Source organism: Helicobacter cinaedi PAGU611, from assembly GCF_000284635.1.
GTDB lineage: Bacteria > Campylobacterota > Campylobacteria > Campylobacterales > Helicobacteraceae > Helicobacter_C > Helicobacter_C cinaedi.
Genome location: NC_017761.1, coordinates 1,993,849 through 2,008,117, shown reverse-complemented (window position 1 = coordinate 2,008,117; position 14,269 = coordinate 1,993,849). Strand labels below are relative to the sequence as shown.

Genomic DNA, 14,269 nt, shown 5'->3' with positions numbered 1-14,269 from the left:
GATGTTCTACAGTTAAGTTGGTGTGTGAGAAAAAATCATTTTTTCTCACACACCAACGGCATAACCTTTTTAGCGATATATTCTAGCTCCTTTTGCATATTAGCACACTGAATGATAAGCAAATCTAGCCCTGCTTCTTTATACGCCCTAATCTTTTGTGCCACGCTTTCGGGTGTGCCAACTAGATTTGGTCGCAGTCCGCGATTAGACACGCTGTATTCCTGTTTGCTAATCTCTACATCAAGCTGTGAATTGCCTGTGAAATTCTTATAGGAGTTTTCATAATCAGCGTAATTTTTAATGGTGGTAATCCGCTTTAGCTCATTTTGTGCCTCTTCTTCACTATCACGCACAATCATATACACCGCCATACCAAAGCCCTTAAATGGAGGCAATCCCGCTCTTTTCTTTCGCTCTTTCATATCCGCTATTTTTGTTTGCGCTTCTTCAAGTGTGCCGCCGTGCAAGAGATAAAAATCCGCAAATTGTGTGATAGCATTTCTGCCTATCTCACTCTCACCTCCGGCATACACAAGCGGAATCTTGGGTGGTTTTGGCTCATTATAGGAATTTTCAAAGCTAAAATACTTGCCCTTGTGATGAAATGGGCTTTTACTCCAAAATCCTCGCAAAACATCGGTGTATTCGTGTGTGAGCGTATATCTATCATCGTGTGCGTCAAAGTTTATACTATACTGCCTAGCCTCCTCTTCCCACCACGCTGATACCATATTGATAGAAAATCGCCCATTACAAATTTGTGCAATGGTAGCAATCTGCTTGGCAGTCAAAGCTACTTGATGATACTGTGGACGCAAAGCGGCTAGAATCTCAATGCTTTGTGTAACCGCCGCTAAACCATTGGCAATAGCCCACGCATCAAGAGCTGGGGCTTTTTCACCCTTAATGTCATTGAGATACAGCTCTGGCACAAGGGTGAGCGTATAGCCTAGATTCTCCGCTTTTATGGCTAAATCGCGGATATACTCCCAAGAACACTGCGTACTATCATCATCTACATTCCTAAGCCAACTGCCAAATACCGGACTCCAATACCCAAACTTCATTTTCACTCCTTTATTGTTTGTCAAACTGCTCTTTTAAAAAGCTAACCAACCTATCCGCCGCCGCCACTCCGCCACTAGAGCGGATTTTAGATTCTAGTGTGGAGTTATAATTTGTGTTTGTGTTTATATCATAGACCACAATATCCCCGCTCACACCTTCAATAAATTCAATCCCCGCCACAGCGATATTATGCAGTGCTAAAAACTGCTCTAAACACCGCACAATAGGGCTTTTAGGATCTATCTCTTTTCTTAGGCTAAATTTATCCCCAGCTCCCACTTCACACGCCGCCCCAGCAAGAGCGGGGCGTTTTGTAGATTCTGCTTTAGAATCCACCAACTTAGAATCCCTACTAGAATCCACTTTAGAATCTAAAGAATCTATTTGACACGCATCAGCAGGGCATAGCTCAAACGCCCCATTACTCGTATCCACTCGCACCGCATAGTGAAACTTCCCGCCGATAAACTCACATCGCGTAATAAAAGCTTCCCTAGATTCTACATACTCTTGTAAAAGTGTAATACCATCAATGGGTAGCTCAAACTCAGCTGATTCCACATAGCCCCTAAACTCATCAACATTTTCAAAAAGTCGTACGCCTAAGCCCTTGCCGCCTTGATTATGTTTTGTGATAAATGGCTTGTTATCTTTAGCAAAGCTACTTGCCGCATTGATTAAATCAGTTTTCCCAAATACCGCAAGTGTTTGTGGCGTTTTAAACTCACAGCCTTTTGCTTTAAAAAAAGATTCTAAAAGTAAAGCCTGTTTAACCTTGCTGACTTCAAGCTCTAGCACAGAGCTGCCATTTATCACTTTTCGCCCATAGCTTTCTAGCCACGCTAACAACGCACGACCATATTCTTTAGAAAAGGCATTATCACGCGTATGACTTGAGGCACTAAGCCTACTCCAAAACACCCCATTTGGTGGGATAGAATCTAAACTAATCCCCCCTTGTGTGAGAAGGATTTCGCTAAAACTCACCCCAGCCCTATCAAATGCCTCCTTAAAAGGCGGTATCCACTCGGGATTTTCGTGGATTATGTAAATGCCCTGTGGCAGTGAATCATATAACATAGTCTTGCTCCTTATTGTGTTTAAATCGCCCTGTGTTCGCATAATCATTGATTGTGCTTTTTGCCCCGCCCACACGATAGCGTGAAGCGATATGACTAGAATCTAGCCTATCGCCCTTGCCAAAGAGTTTATGCCGCAGTGAGCCTTGCGTGTATTCTCTTTTATACACACCGCGATTTTGAAGCTCTGGCACGATAAATCGCACGACATCTTCAAAGCTCCCGGGCGTCGTCGCATAGGCTAGATTAAAGCCATCAGCATCGCTATATGCAATCACTTCTTGTAAAATATCGCAAACTTGCGTAGGTGAGCCTACAAACTTTGGTCCTTGACAGCCTAGCCCTGTGAGCTTGAGTAAGTCTTTTAGTCGCCACTCCCTGCCAGATTCTGTTGTGGAGTTATTCAAGGCTTCTACTTGTGCGAGCATGGCGTTTGATTTAATGTTGCTTAATGGATCTTCTAAGTCATAGCGGCTTAAATCCACGCCCAGCCAACCAGAATTGATAACCAAAGAGCCTTCCTTGCTAGAATAACTAAGTAAATCATTATATTTAGCCTGTGCTAGAGATTCACTCTCATCAGTGATAATGGTAGCTAGAATGTAGATTTTGGCACTATATGGATCGCGTCCGGCTTGTATTAAAGCATCTCGCACTTGTTTTACGGCGATTTTAGCGTATTCCTTTGTAGGAGGGGCGATGAAAATAGCCTCTGCGTGAGTAGCGGCAAACTGCCTACCACGCGTAGAATTCCCCGCTTGGAATAGCACCGGTGTGCGTTGGATACTTGGCTCACACAGATGAATACCCGGGACATCAAAATATTTGCCGTGGTGTCCTATGTGATGGATTTTATTTGGATCGGCAAAGTCCCCACTCTCTCTATCTAAAATCACCGCAGAATCTTCCCAACTCCCCTCTAGCAATTTATAAATCACTTCCATATATTCATCGGCCACATCGTAGCGTTCATTATGCGGCAACTCACTTGAGCCCATATTTTTATTCGCACTTGGCAGATAGCCTGTAACGATATTCCAGCCGATCCGCCCCTTTGTAAGATGATCTAGTGTGCTAAGGCGTCTAGCAAATGGATAAGGATGCTCAAAAGGCACACCAGCAGTAACTCCAAAGCCTATGTGCTTGGTAACCGCCGCACCAATCACAGCAAGTTGAGCGGGATCATTGACAGGCACTTGCAACGCCGTCTTTAACGCCCCACAATCATTGCCCCCATACACATCATACACGCCCAAAACATCAGCGATAAACACCGCATCAAACAGCCCTTTTTCAGCGATTTGTGCGATATTCTGCCAATATTCAATGTCTTTATATTTTAGGGCTTGATCGTTAGGGTATCGCCATAGCCCCGGACTTAAATGCGAAATACAATTCATCTCAAAAGCATTAAAGCTAATTTGTTTTGTTAATCCCATATTGTTCTCCGTTTTAGAATCTTGTGTTGCAACAGCTGTTATCATACACACATATTTTTAAAAATACAATATGTAATCACAAAAATATGTAATTTAGAGTTACTTTTTTACTCAAAATTATGATGATGGAGTAAGATTCAGGTTCAAAGAATGAAAAGAGTGGGAAAGCATGTTTGTAAAATAAAAAGCAATAAAATACAAAAAAGTGGGCAAGAACAACTTTAGAGTTAGATAGGATCAAATAGGTGAGATTGGGTAAGTGTTGGGCTAGATAAGAGTTAGGCAAGATTCTGCTCTAACCACGCATTATACGCATTTTCAGCCTTTGCTTCAAAGGATAGTATCTCTGGGGCTTCGTAGCTATGATGAGAGAGAATTGTAGATTCTATTCTTTCATAGCACTCTGACAGCGTTTTTAAAATCAGTAAATATTCCTTGTCTTTGCAAAGCTTCCTTTTACCTTTAGAATCTTTCCAAACATAATGACTTTTTATTTTAAAATACTGCCCACAGGCAATAAGGCGAGATTCTAAAAGAATCTTAATAAGATTTTTTGCTTCCTTTTTTGTGGGTGTTGTGGTATGGATAATAAGCATAATACCTCCTTAAGATAGAAACTAAACATAGAAATTCAAGGCATTATAGCTTATTTGTACAGAATAATTGCTATTTAACTATTTGAGGCTTGAAAAAACATTTCCCTACGCCTATCTGTGCAATCTTGGCAAATCTTTTGTATATTCTTATTGCAGGTTTTAGCGGTGTTGGCAAATAGCTCTTTGCGGAGATCTGTAGAGGTGGTGGAGAAAAATATCTCAAACATATCATTTTTATTGCAATCACCAAGAATAAAAGGCTTATGTGCTTCTTCATCGCTTCGTGTATGACAGCAGGGCATCACAAGCCCATTGTAATCCACATAAAAACTCATTGCAGACTGAAAACAGCCAGATTGAATATCGCGTTTTTGCTTCATAAAATCCAGTGAGCCACCCCGACTTTGTCCCGTAACATTTGGATTCCACGAGCGATACTCTATCTCTAAACCTTCCATCATAAAACACACACGATATTCTTCTAAAGTATTATACATAAGCTTAGATTCTAAGCTTAGCTTTTGTTGCATTTTCTCCATTGCTTTTATAATTTTCTCTCTGTCATAATCCTTATTTGTAGGGTAATATGACATTAATATATGAGTTACCCCAGCTTCCCTTAGCTCTTCAAAATACGCTTTTTCTGCGTAATCGCCATTTGTAAAAATACAAAACTTTGCCTTTGGAAGCTTTTGTCTTGCTTGCCTCACACGCTTTAAAATCAGCTCTCTATTGGCTAAAGGCTCATTAAATCTATGAAAATTCAAAAATTTATCATAGTCAATCTCGCTTAGGTTATCAATAAGCTTTAAAAACACAACCTCATCTAGCTCTATGCTTTTCCTATCAATATGTGAGTTTGGGCAAAAGTAACAAGTGCGGTTACAAAAACTTGCGATTTCTATCTCCACTGCTTGTAAAAATTGCTTCAAGATTCTTTTTTGAGATTCTCTATCTGTGATAGGTGTGCTTAGCATAGTGATAGAATCTATAAGATTCTGAATCTTGTTCGTGTAAAAAGAATCGGTATCCATAAGGTTGTAAAGCTTAGATTTTAAACGATTTGGCACTTTTTTGTAAGCGTATCTAATGGCTCGTTTTAGCATAGTGTATCCTTGCAGATTCTAAAATAGATCCGCAATTTACAAAAAAAAAAAAAAAAACGGATAGTCAATTATGCTTGTGTCAATGGAAATTAAGCTAGAATCTACAAATTCCAATACATTTAGCTATTTTTTATTTACTCTTTAAAAATAGCTCCACTTGCAACAGCCCTTAAAGTCTTATATGAGATAAACACCACCGCAAAAAATGCCATCACAAGCCCTAAAATCCCCAAAAGCCCGTAAAAACACTTAAAATCAATCATATATAAATCAAAACTCGCTATCCCAAAGGCACACAGCGGAAAGGTAAAAGCCCACCACGATGGCGCAAAGTTTAGCTTAGTAAAGATATTACCCAAACTTAAAAGCAATAGCACGAAAAACAACGCCACATTAAAGCCCATAAAACTCAACGCATTATGGAATCCAAAAAGGCTATGAAAATCCACCACAAAAATGCTAGGTGGTGCGATAAAAATAAAAAGTGTAAGGATAAATTTAGATTCCAAACTCTGCTCAAAGATTAATCGCTGCATAATCATCGCACTGGGCAGAATCCAAAAAAAGCAACCGATTGAGAAAAAAAAGAGTAATAATTCCTTTGGTGCGTTGATTAAACCACCGCTTAAAGGCACGATTAGATTCCCTACAATAGGTATAAACCACGCAGGGGATAGCAAAGCACTCTTCATACTCTCTTTAAACCAAAAAGACATCACATAAAGGCTAAGTATAAGTTGCAAGGCATTTGCTACATAAAAAAAGCCCCAAAATCCCTTGCCATAGCAAATCTACCCCACTACTTAAATCACTCCAAAACGCCACGATGATAAGCATACTGATAGGAATGCTTGATAGGAAGTTAATCTTTACTTGGTGTTTTAAATCCGCCTTAAACGCATTGAAATGATAGAGTATTTTCGCACCATAGCACACAAGCAAAAGGGCGAAAATAACCACTGCTAACACCGCAAAGCCATACGCTCCCCACCATAGAAATGGTGCGACTGCCCTTTGCCAAGATGGGCTAGAATCTAGGCTAGATTCTAGTGCGTTTGCTCCGCTATGAAGTGTTGTGCTATTAAAGGACGCATTTGCAAGTGCTACGCTACCAAAAATCACACTTGCTTTTTTTAACACAAGGCTAAGTCCGCCTATCCCCATAACTGAAGCAAATAATGCGATAGGCAAATTTGCAATGGGCGAGATAGCAACAGGAGAGTCGGCAAGTTTAGATTCTGCCAATATGGCATTGTGTGGCTCTTTAATATTAGATTCTGCTTTGCCTTGTGTTTGGCTTGTAGAATCTAGGCTAGATTCTGTATTTACATTTTGCATAGCTTAGTCCTTATTTTGTTTAGATTCTAGATTCTTGTCATATTGAGCATTACGAAAAAGGCGAAATATCTCTTGTAGATTCTAAACTTTAGATACTTCGCCTAAAGGCTCAATATGACAAGCGGTTGTTTTAGAATCTATATTGTTTTCTGCTACTTTATCCCTAGCCATTTCAACACTCTCTTGCCACAAGCTATGTCGCTCCACAATATAGTGAGAATCTACCTTGCCACTAAACATTGCCCTTAAAAGTGGGCGATTTGCCTTAAACACAAACGCCATTAAATGCCCGATGATTCCAAGTATGATGAGAAACATTCCAAGATTATGCAGTTGCGCACTCCATAGATACATACTATCGCTTATATTCCACCCAGCAAGGTTTTTAAGCGTTTTAATTAAGCCGGTAATGATTAAAAGCAAAAGCACAAGCCCGATGAAAAAATATGCTAGTCTTTGTTCAGGTAGATATTTTTCACTCTTTCACGCAGGTTTTTTACCTTGTGCGAGTAAATCCGCACACATATCGCATTTAGACATCGTTCCACCACCAGCAAGCTTTGGGGCGATTTTAAGATAGATTCCAACTCCAGCTTGTCTCTGCGGTATCCCCCACGGGCAGACATCGCGACACTTTGCCCCGCCAAAGCAGTAATGCTCATCAATATTTACAGCATTATTATCATCTTTACCGATAATCCCAAAAGGGCAAATCTTTTGACAAGTAGGATCATCGCAATGCATACAGCGGCGTGGGACAAACACCTTTTTAGAATCTATCTCTAGCTCTTCTACAAAAGTCCAGTTATACGGGCTTAAGCGGAAAATATCATCTCTATTTTTAGAATAATCTTCATAGATTTTACGCGGGAAATATTGCGGAATGTCTTTTATCGGCTCGGGGAATCTAGGGGCATTTTTCTCTTTACACGCACTCACACATTGTGGCATTTCATAGCCTTTGCAGCCATCGCATTTATCAAGGTTTATAATACTTGCCTTGCCTTTTGTTTTGCTAAACTCACTTGAATCTATAAGTGATATTTTCTCTTTTTTGCCATCTTTTGTAGAATCGCTAGACTTAGCATTTGCTCCAGCGACCATCACGGGGGTAAGTGCTAGGGATTTTAAAAAGTTGCGTCTTTGCATAGAACTAACCTTTTTGAGATATAATTTTCTAGCATTGTATGCAAGTTTGAACGCTTTGCGTGTAACTTTATCACAAAAGGGAAATGGCTTTTAAGGCAGGATTGATTAAAATACAAAAAGGATTCTAAATGACAATATGTCCTAAAGGACGGCTTTGACACAAATACTACGCAAACATAATGATATGGTATTAAATGATAGCTACTTACATACTATCTTGCAAAAATCGCAAAAGTATTTGGAGCAAACTTTTAGTGAAAGTGAGCTTATGGAATTTCACGCAAGAATTAAGCCCCTATATGCCCTAAATGATACAAAAGAGATTATAAAAGCTTTTGAAAAAAGCTATTATGATTTTGTAAAAGAATGCTATCAATCACGCTATAAACACGATGCAAGCCTAGAATCTTTCCTACAAAATAAAGATTCTAAAAAGATTTTGTGGGGGGATTGCCTGCAAGGTTTAAAGCAGATGAAAAGTGAATCAGTGGGGGCAATGGTAACAAGCCCACCTTACTATAATGCTAGAGCTTACGCACAATGGAGTGATTTAAATGCGTATATGAGTGATATGGAAGCGATTTTAAGAGAGTGTTATAGGGTGCTTGATAATCACCGCGTATTTGTCTTTAATGTGGGCGATATTTTTGATAACGATAACCTTTTCACTCGTTCCACTTGGGGTAAGAGACGGCTACCTTTGGGGGCATATTTTATACTGCTTTTTGAAAAAGTAGGCTTTAGCTTTGTAGATGATATTATTTGGGATAAAGGTCAAGTGCAAAGCCAAAGGCATAAAAATGGCGATAAGCCCTATCCCTATTATCAATACCCTATGAATTGCTATGAGCATATCTTAATCTTTCATAAACACAGAAGCGATGAGACGCGTTACCCCTGCCCTGTGTGCGGCTGCTTACAAGTCAATGGTAATGCTTATACAGAAAAAGGGCTTAGAAGCTGGGAGTGTAAGAATCTGGACTGCTTTGAGCGAAGCAAGGCAAATCGTGGGAAGCGATTTAGTGCAAAAACTTATTTCACGCAAAACGAAGCGTTTAATCGTGGCAATGAGATAGATAAGGACTTCATTTATGCGTGGCGTAGGGATATAAAGGCAATAAATCCTGTGATAAAGATAAATTCTAAAGGGCAAAATACACTAGGACATACCGCACCTTTTCCAAAAGAGATTCCAGAATTTGCGATAAAAATGTTTAGCTACAAGGGAGAGCGAGTATTGGACCCATTTATGGGGCTTGGCACAAGTGTGAAAGTAGCAGATAAACTAGGGCGAATTGGTATAGGCATAGAGCGAGATATAAGTTTAAAAGAGAGTGTATATAAATTTTTGGGTAAGAAAAATTTAGGGGAGTATGAGCTATGAGTAAGAAAAATATAGAATTAAGTTTAGAAGATGAAAAGAAAAAGCAAGTCATAGGACTTTATGGCGAAATGCAACTAGCGATGAAGCTACATGGCTTAGGATGGCAAGTGCATAGGGGCTACATTGATGAAGGGATTGACTTTGTGATTTCAAAATATTATTGCAAAGTGTGTGAGAAATTTAGTAATCAATTTATTAGGCAAGAATCTTGGCAGGGGCAAAAAGCAAAATGTGTAACAAATCTATGCGAATTTTGCAAAAAAACGAAGCTAGATATTGTTACAAAATATTTGCAAGTTAAGACGAGTGAGGGTAAGCCTAGTAAAAAGCCAAATGCACGAGAATTTAGCTTCCACCCTAAAATCCGCTATGACATAGATAATTGCGTATTTTATGTGTGGATAGCTGTCTTTGCAGAAAATGAAAACTTAGAACAATCCATTATCCATTATTATATTTTTCACTCAAGCGATGTAAGCAGGTTTGATGATATGAGTTTGCCTACCTATCAAATCACTGATAATCAAAAGACAACCCTGCGTATTAACAAGCAAGGTGAAATTCTAAATAATGGCAAAAAATATAGCTACGAATGCTTTAAGGAATTTCACAACCACTTTGAAATACTAGAAAAAATTTAACTTTATCACAAAAGGGAAATATGCAACCACTAACTAAAGAGAGTTTAACGCAAATCAATACTACAATATGCGGCGATGAGAGAAGCCTTGAAGTATTGCAGAAGAAAGGCATTGTAAAAGCCTACACAAAAGGATATAGAATCTACCCAGATAGCGATGAATGCTAGGCTTTTTGTATGTTTTAAGCGGGAAAATCCGCTTTTTTAGCGTATCAAGCAATGCTAAGGAAATCACCATTTTTACCATAAGCGATAAGGAAAGCTGTATCATCTCTACAAGCTGTATTTTATCAAACATTAAGGCTGATGTGGTGCTTGAGTTTATGGAAGATTCTAGCGTGTTTATCCTGCCAAATAAGATTTTTGAGACACTCACACAGAGTAATGAATCTATTATGCGTTTTAATCTCTCTTTAGTCTCTAAACGCCTAAAACAAGCCTTTGACACCATTAATGATGTAACCTTTAAAAGTCTCAAAAATCGCATAATAAAGTTTCTGCTAAGTAACGCTAAAAATAACCGCGTAGAAGCAAGTCAAGAAAGCATAGCAAATAATATCGGCAGTGCGAGAGAAGCAGTTACAAGAGTGATAAAAGAGCTAAAAACACAAGGGCTAATTGAGACAAATCGCAATGAGATTGTGCTTAAATCTAGGCTGTATGAGCTAGACTATGAATAAAAGTTTGTGATTCTATGGTAGAATCGTCTCGAGAATAGTATGCTTGGTTAATGGAGCGAAGTTTTGGATATGGTATCCCTAGGAATAGAATCTTTTGTGAAGCGATGCGATGAGTTTGCCATCATTGATACACGCAATGCAAATGCTTATAATGCCGCACATTTAAAAGATTCTATAAATTTAGCAACAAAAGATTCTCTAAAGGATTTTATCCAAACACACAATGTATATGTTAAGCCGCTTTTATTTCTCTGCTTTTCAGCCAAAAGGGCAAAGGAATTTGCAAAGTTTTCTCTAGAGTTATTAGAGAATACGCACTATCCTTTTAATGAAGTGTATTATTTAGAATCTGGGGTTATGGAGCTATATGACTTTGGGTTTAGCTTTGTTGAGAATACAGCGAATAAACATACAAAAGAAACATCGCTAAATGACATTATCACGCAAACAAAAAATGAGTTAAAAAGGCAGTTTTTAAGCACGACTCGTGCGTGGATTATCGCTTTTAGTGGTGGGAAAGATTCTACTTGTATTTTGCAGTTATTTTATGAAATGCTTGTAAGTTTGCCAAAGCATTTACAAAGGCAAAGCTATGCTATCGCGTCAAATACGCTTGTAGAAGCCCCACATATTGATACATTCTTACATAATGTGCTAGATTCTATAAACACTCACGCAAAAAACAATGATATTCCATTTAGCATTTTGCAAGTCTCGCCAAGTTTGCAAGATGACTTTTGGGTAAATCTTATCGGCAAAGGCTATCCAAGTCCTACAAGGACATTTCGCTGGTGTACTGACAGGTTAAAAATCACGCCAAGTAGAATAGAGGTAGCAAATATAACAAAACAGGCTGGTTCTGCCCTGCTTGTTTTAGGCACAAGAGAGCAAGAATCTATAAATAGAAAAAAGTCTATGCAAAAGCGGATTCTAAACAATCAAGGCTTCTCAAAACACGATGATTTTCCAAATACAATGACTTATGCACCCCTTAGCAAATGGAGCACTGATGATGTATGGGCGTATTTAAGCACACATAAGCCCTTATGGGACAAGGATCATAGTGAGCTTTTTAAACTCTATGCAAAGGCAAGTGGCGATGAGTGTCAGTTTATCACGCATTTAGCTCAAAGTAGTTGTGGTGGGAGTAGGTTTGGCTGCTGGGTTTGCACTGTGGTGAGTGAGGATAAATCCTTGCAAGGCTTTATAGACATAGGGGAAAATCATTTAAAGCCGCTGAATGATTTTAGAAACTATATAAAGCGTTTGCGAGAAGATAAATTAGCTAGAGCAGATTATAAAAGGGACGGCAGAGCGGTGTATAAAAATGGAGGGCTTGGACCATTTTTAAGCAAAACACGCATAGAGATTTTTACAAAGCTTTTAGAAACTGAAAAAGAATTTCTAAGTCTTGGTGGAGAGAAAGAACTCATTAATTCTGCCCAGATTCTAGAGATACAAAAGGAATGGGACAAGGACTTTGACTTTGAAAACACCGCATTGCAAATAGCGATGAAATTTAATAAGAAAGGAGTTTGTATGCAAGATAAAAAGCAAAAGATTTTGCACGAAGAGATTCTAGAAGACATTGTGGCAAATGCTGAAAACACAGAAGTAGGGCTTGAAGATGTGAAGTCTTTGGTGCAAAAAAGCCTTGATATTTGCAATACTTACGGACGAAGGGGAGTAAATAGTGCACCAGCAAAAATAAAAGAAGAGATTGAAAAACTGCTGAATGATAAAAGCACAAAAGAGGAGCAAGAATGTTTATAGAAGAGGTTAGTATTTGCAATCTTTTTGCCTATTATGGAAAGGTAAGCGTTGCATTTAGGCAGATTAGTGATAAGAATCTTTATTGCCTTTATGGTAATAATGGCTTTGGGAAAACAAGCTTTATCCGTTGTGCAAAACTACTTTTTCTTGGCACGGGTTTAAATGAGGGAAAAGCCCCATATCTTATCTCACAATTTTGGAAAGAAAAAAGATTATCACCTAAACCACTTATATTAGGCACTCAAGGCTTTAGTGGGATTCTTAATAAATATGCTAAAAGTGAAGGGCAAAGTGAATATTATGTAGCATTTTCAGGGAGTTTTCAAGGAAAAAGATTCTATATAGAAAGGCGATTTGTCAATGTTTTAATAAATGATGTGCAAGAAATTCTCACATTAAAGCTTGATGATATGGTGTATAAAAATGATGAAGCCCAAGATAAATTAGCTACGATTCTGCCACCTTTATTTGTGGAATTTTTCTTTTTTGATGGCGAAGAGATAGGGAGTATTTCAGGTAATATACGCACGGGTTTAAGAGAGAAAATGGAAGTGATTTTACAAATAACACCCATTAAAATCTTATTAGAGCAAATGCAGAAAACCCGCAAGGAATTAATAGAAAATGAAGAGAAAAATGAGCAGAATAAAGAACAGCTAGATTCTAATGCAAGAAAGTTAGATGACGCACAAAAGGACTTAGAAGTTACAGAAAAACACATTCATACCTTATCCACTAAAATACAAGAACTACAAGAGAATATAGAACAAGCCCAAACTACACTGCACACACTTATCGCAAATACAGATAGTGAAAGAAAACTTCATATTAGCAGTAAAGATAATGCTGAAAATAATCTTGCTAAAACAAAAAATAATCTCAAAGAGAGTTTAAAATATGTTGTAAGCACAGCTAATAGTGATCTTATACAATCACTTCAGCAACATATGCAAACCTTGCAAGAATCTGTGCGTAATGATGATATAGGCGGATTTGATAAGATTGTTAAAATGACAGGCGGTGAGATTCTAAAAAACATTATAGCTAATGATACAATGGTAAAAGAAAGTCAAAGAGAGATTGTATATAGACTTACGCTTAATCTCCTAAATAAGATGAAAGAAGCCGCAACCACGCATAATCTCCCAAAATCCTATATCCCATACAATAGAATCCATAACATTGAGACTTCTATCACTTACACAAAACATACTACACTTATAAAAGACATATATGAAGCAAAGGATTTGAAAAAAGAGATAAAAGCTATTGTTGATATATTAAATGAGCTAAATATTGATGAAGATAAGAAAATCCAGCAAGAAAGTTTGCAAGAAGAAATTAAGGCATATAAAGAGGAGTTAGCACAGAAAAATAAAGAGCTTATAGAAAAGCAGCAAATACGGCTAGAGCTTAATAACAAAATAGAATCTTTAGAGAAAGAAAAGTCCCTGCTTTATGCAAGGATAAATACCGAGCGAATTAACAAAAAGCTTAAAGTTTTAGAATCCTTACAACATATTATCACAGAGTATAAAGAGCAGCTTATAGAAACGCTAAGAGAAGAGCTGTGTCGTGGCATAAAGGAAAGCTATAAGACATTATTGCCAAATGATAATGTTGTATCTGTGGAGATGGGGCAGGATTTTGACATTACACTAAAAGATGTTGATGGTAATGAGATTAGCGTAGCAAATCAGAGTAGCGGACAAAAGCAGATTCTAGCTATTGCTATCTTTTGGACGCTAAGTAAGCTATCTCACTCTACAATACCACTCATTATTGACACACCACTAGCAAGGATTGATGCTACAAATCGTCAAAGGATTATACAAAACTATTATGCTAAAGGTCATCAAGTGATAGTCCTGCCTCATAATGGCGAAATGGGATTAAAAGAATATGAGTATGCAAAGCCCTATATCGCTGGACTTTATAAGATTGATAATAGTGAAGATAGAGGACACGCAAAAATTAAAAGTGTGCAAGATTCTAGTGAATTATTTTAGGAGTGAAT

Annotated in this window: 13 protein-coding genes and 1 pseudogene; 6 read left to right on the top strand and 8 right to left on the bottom strand. The window is 38.0% G+C overall.

The genetic code is table 11. The features are described 5' to 3' along the window. Positions 1 to 35: 35 nt before the first annotated feature. From HCN_RS10205 to HCN_RS10165, 8 genes and pseudogenes are all read right to left on the bottom strand, one after another. Positions 36 to 1,067 (bottom strand): LLM class flavin-dependent oxidoreductase, encoded by a 1,032-nt coding sequence (locus HCN_RS10205; protein WP_014667452.1) that lies wholly within the window; start codon positions 1,065 to 1,067, stop codon positions 36 to 38. Positions 1,068 to 1,077: 10 nt separating this feature from the next. Continuing rightward, complete coding sequence (locus HCN_RS10200) at positions 1,078 to 2,148, bottom strand: ATP-grasp domain-containing protein (protein WP_014667451.1); 1,071 nt, start codon at positions 2,146 to 2,148, stop codon at positions 1,078 to 1,080. Then, positions 2,138 to 3,586: an LLM class flavin-dependent oxidoreductase gene (locus HCN_RS10195; RefSeq protein WP_014667450.1), complete on the bottom strand. Its 1,449-nt coding sequence runs from the start codon at positions 3,584 to 3,586 to the stop codon at positions 2,138 to 2,140. Before HCN_RS10195 ends, HCN_RS10200 begins: the two co-directional genes overlap by 11 nt. Positions 3,587 to 3,864: 278 nt before the next feature. Beyond that, positions 3,865 to 4,182 carry a divalent-cation tolerance protein CutA gene (cutA, locus tag HCN_RS10190; RefSeq protein WP_014667449.1) on the bottom strand — a complete coding sequence of 106 codons (318 nt, stop codon included), beginning with the start codon at positions 4,180 to 4,182 and terminating at the stop codon, positions 3,865 to 3,867. A gap of 74 nt (positions 4,183 to 4,256) precedes the next feature. After that, entirely contained in the window at positions 4,257 to 5,288 is a 1,032-nt protein-coding gene (locus HCN_RS10185) for a radical SAM/SPASM domain-containing protein (protein ID WP_014667448.1), read from the bottom strand. Between the two features lie 134 nt (positions 5,289 to 5,422). Continuing rightward, positions 5,423 to 6,452: pseudogene (locus HCN_RS12520) on the bottom strand (SLAC1 family transporter). Positions 6,453 to 6,707: 255 nt separating this feature from the next. After that, the gene (locus HCN_RS10170; protein ID WP_014667447.1) at positions 6,708 to 7,055 is read right to left on the bottom strand and encodes a cytochrome b/b6 domain-containing protein; all 348 of its coding nucleotides are present in this window, start codon (positions 7,053 to 7,055) and stop codon (positions 6,708 to 6,710) included. A 54-nt stretch (positions 7,056 to 7,109) separates the two neighbouring features. Further along, positions 7,110 to 7,775, bottom strand: a complete 666-nt coding sequence (locus HCN_RS10165; RefSeq protein ID WP_014667446.1) for a 4Fe-4S dicluster domain-containing protein — start codon at positions 7,773 to 7,775, stop codon at positions 7,110 to 7,112. 154 nt (positions 7,776 to 7,929) lie between these two features. Between HCN_RS10165 and HCN_RS10160 the strand changes: the two genes are divergently transcribed. The 6 genes from HCN_RS10160 (at position 7,930) to HCN_RS10140 (ending at position 14,261) form a co-directional block, all read left to right on the top strand. Beyond that, complete coding sequence (locus tag HCN_RS10160; RefSeq protein ID WP_014667445.1) at positions 7,930 to 9,159, top strand: DNA-methyltransferase; 1,230 nt, start codon at positions 7,930 to 7,932, stop codon at positions 9,157 to 9,159. Continuing rightward, positions 9,156 to 9,800, top strand: coding sequence for a hypothetical protein (locus tag HCN_RS10155; RefSeq protein ID WP_002955989.1), 645 nt, complete (start codon positions 9,156 to 9,158; stop codon positions 9,798 to 9,800). The genes HCN_RS10160 and HCN_RS10155 overlap by 4 nt, the downstream gene beginning before the upstream one ends. Positions 9,801 to 9,820: 20 nt before the next feature. Then, positions 9,821 to 9,967: a hypothetical protein gene (locus HCN_RS12255; RefSeq protein ID WP_002955988.1), complete on the top strand. Its 147-nt coding sequence runs from the start codon at positions 9,821 to 9,823 to the stop codon at positions 9,965 to 9,967. Continuing rightward, on the top strand, positions 9,961 to 10,479 hold the full coding sequence (locus tag HCN_RS10150) for a Crp/Fnr family transcriptional regulator (RefSeq protein ID WP_014667627.1): 519 nt from the start codon (positions 9,961 to 9,963) through the stop codon (positions 10,477 to 10,479). Before HCN_RS12255 ends, HCN_RS10150 begins: the two co-directional genes overlap by 7 nt. 69 nt (positions 10,480 to 10,548) lie before the next feature. Next, positions 10,549 to 12,252 (top strand): DNA phosphorothioation system sulfurtransferase DndC, encoded by a 1,704-nt coding sequence (gene dndC, locus HCN_RS10145; protein ID WP_133246271.1) that lies wholly within the window; start codon positions 10,549 to 10,551, stop codon positions 12,250 to 12,252. After that, positions 12,243 to 14,261 (top strand): AAA family ATPase, encoded by a 2,019-nt coding sequence (locus HCN_RS10140; RefSeq protein WP_014667444.1) that lies wholly within the window; start codon positions 12,243 to 12,245, stop codon positions 14,259 to 14,261. The genes dndC and HCN_RS10140 overlap by 10 nt, the downstream gene beginning before the upstream one ends. The last annotated feature ends 8 nt before the right edge of the window (positions 14,262 to 14,269 follow it).